This is a genomic window from Microcystis sp. LEGE 08355 (assembly GCF_015207185.1).
GTDB classification, from domain to species: Bacteria; Cyanobacteriota; Cyanobacteriia; order Cyanobacteriales; family Microcystaceae; genus Microcystis; species Microcystis panniformis.
The window spans coordinates 1-2,432 of the sequence record NZ_JADEXI010000651.1 but is presented as its reverse complement, the minus strand read 5'-3'; the positions used below and the strand labels follow the sequence as shown (position 1 = coordinate 2,432).

General features: G+C 42.7%; 4 protein-coding genes. All 4 read left to right on the top strand.

What is annotated here, in order from left to right; translation table 11 throughout:
- Positions 1–348 precede the first annotated feature (348 nt).
- The 4 genes from grxC to IQ242_RS22475 all read left to right on the top strand — a co-directional run bounded on the left by grxC (position 349) and on the right by IQ242_RS22475 (position 2,378).
- The gene (gene grxC / locus IQ242_RS22490; RefSeq protein ID WP_193961473.1) at positions 349–609 is read left to right on the top strand and encodes a glutaredoxin 3; all 261 of its coding nucleotides are present in this window, start codon (positions 349–351) and stop codon (positions 607–609) included.
- A 15-nt stretch (positions 610–624) separates the two neighbouring features.
- Entirely contained in the window at positions 625–1,605 is a 981-nt protein-coding gene (gene gshB, locus IQ242_RS22485; RefSeq protein ID WP_193961472.1) for a glutathione synthase, read from the top strand.
- A gap of 142 nt (positions 1,606–1,747) precedes the next feature.
- Entirely contained in the window at positions 1,748–2,059 is a 312-nt protein-coding gene (locus tag IQ242_RS22480) for a DUF2499 domain-containing protein (RefSeq protein ID WP_193961471.1), read from the top strand.
- Positions 2,052–2,378, top strand: a complete 327-nt coding sequence (locus IQ242_RS22475; RefSeq protein ID WP_052275273.1) for a DUF3593 domain-containing protein — start codon at positions 2,052–2,054, stop codon at positions 2,376–2,378. The genes IQ242_RS22480 and IQ242_RS22475 overlap by 8 nt, the downstream gene beginning before the upstream one ends.
- The last annotated feature ends 54 nt before the right edge of the window (positions 2,379–2,432 follow it).

Below are 2,432 nucleotides of genomic sequence, written 5' to 3'. Positions count from 1 at the left end.
ACAGGGGTTTACCTGTGAGGTAATAGGTGTAGGGCTAATTCATGAATTAGCCCTACAATAGGCGTTGTCAAATTGAAAGATGCTCCGAATCAGCACCGGAACTGAAATTACTTTGATAGCAAGGATTGCATTGCATCTTTACCTATTCTGATCTGACAACGCCGTAAATGAAAGTGAGGATGATTCTCGCCCTGTTAGTTGCCGTATTCGCTTTCAAAACGGTGAAGAATGGCAAATACAAGGAATATATCAGTGGAATCGCCCTAATTGGCGTTTTCTGACCTGAAGGAAGATCACTGCTCGGTTATCGGCTAAAATTAAGAACTGTAAAGAAAACAGATAAATTTTATGGCCGCTAAAGTAGAGATCTATACTTGGAGTTCCTGTCCTTTCTGTATCCGCGCTAAAGCATTACTCAAGAAAAAAGGGGTGGAGTTTACCGAATATTGTATCAATGGTGATGAAGGAGCGCGAGCCAAAATGTCCGATCGAGCCAATGGTCGTACAAGTGTACCACAAATTTTTATAAATGATCAACACATCGGGGGCTGCGATGACATCTATGCTTTAGATAGAAGTGGTGGTTTAGATCCCCTGTTGCAGAATTAAGGATAAAAACTATTAATGAAACTAGCCTTTATTATCGATCCGATCGAGTATTTAGATCCGGGCCATGATACCAGTGTAGCTATCATGGAAGCGTCCCAATTATTAGGCCATGAAGTCTGGATGACTTCCATCACGGATCTCAGTGCGATTGCGGGAAAAGCTTGGGCAAAACTAACTAAAATTGAACTGGTTCCCGTGGAGTTAAAAGATAATCATTGGGTGGCTGTATCTCAATGGTATCAAAGACAAGAGACAGTTTTTACCTGCCTAGAAAACTTCGATTTTGTCTGGATGCGAAAAGACCCACCCGTGACGATTGCCTATCTTTATGCCACCTATTTATTAGACCTGATCGACCCCCAAAAAACCCAAGTAATTAACTCAACTAGGGGTTTACGCCATGCCAACGAAAAGTTATACACTATTCACTTTGCTCAGGTAATGCCCGCTACAATTGTTTCCCAAGATAAAGCAACGATTAGGGAATTTGTCAACCAAAAAGGGGCGGCAGTTATGAAACCTTTGGGGGGCAAAGCAGGGGAGGGAATTTTATTTCTTAGTCCCGAAGATCGCAATCTCAATTCAATGATTGAAATTAGCACAAAATGGGGACAAGAACCGGTAATGATCCAAGATTATTTACCAGCTGCCAAAGAAGGAGATAAACGCATTATTGTCCTCAATGGTGAACCCATCGGGGCAGTTAATCGCATTCCCACCGGTTCGGAATTTCGCGGTAATATGGCGGTGGGTGGACGAGTGGCAAAAACAGAAATCACCGATCAAGAATTAGAAATCTGTGCCACTTTAGCCCCAAAATTACGAGAAGATGGCCTATATTTTGTCGGATTAGATGTGATTGGTGGCTATCTCACGGAAGTTAATGTCACCAGTCCTACCGGCATTCGCGAGATCGATCGATTAAACAATGTTAGCTTAGGTCAACAGGTAATTAAATGGCTAGAAAATTTTGCTTGTGCCAAGGCTCTGTCTTGACACACAATATTTAAGGCTCTTTATTAAAATATCCTTCAGGTAGAACCTGAATAAAGGGTTCCCAGGTAGAACCTAGGAACGAGATAAGAACTCAAATCTGATAACTGATAACTGATAACTGATAACTGATAACTGTAAAAAAATGAATGCTTTATCAATACCGACGTGGATAGTTCATGTATCGAGTGTCGTAGAATGGATAGCGGCGATCTGGTTAGTGTGGACTTATAGCGAAATCAGTAGCGATCGATCGTGGCGAATGTTATCTTGGGGAATGTTACCCGCTTTAATTGGGGCCATGTGTGCCTGTACATGGCATTTTTTTGATAATATCAGTGCCTTATCCTGGTTAGTCACCCTACAGGCAGCCATGACTGTCTTAGGAAATTTTACCCTCTGTGCTGCCGGTTGGTGGCTGTGGCGTTCCAGTAAAATTAGCGTTAACAATGAATAAAGAGAGTTTATTTGCCATTTCCCTGTTTCCCTATCTGGGGTTTCTTTGGTTGATCACTCGTTCAGGAAAAATGCCCCGTTTAGCCTTAATTGGCTTTTATGTGCTGTTAATCTTCGTTTTTATCACCATTCCTGCCGGTATCTACGCCAAAATCCACTATGGTAAAGAATTAGCCAACGTCGATTGGTTACACGGCAGCGCCGAACTTTTCCTCACCCTCTCCAATATTCTTGTCGTTTTAGGTTTTCGTCAGGCAATTTTAGCCAAAAAGGAAACAGAGAACAGGGAACAGGGAACAGGGAGCAGTGAACAGGGATAAGGGGTGTGGGGTGTGGGGTGTAGGGTGTAGGGTGTAGGGTGTAGGGTGTAGGGT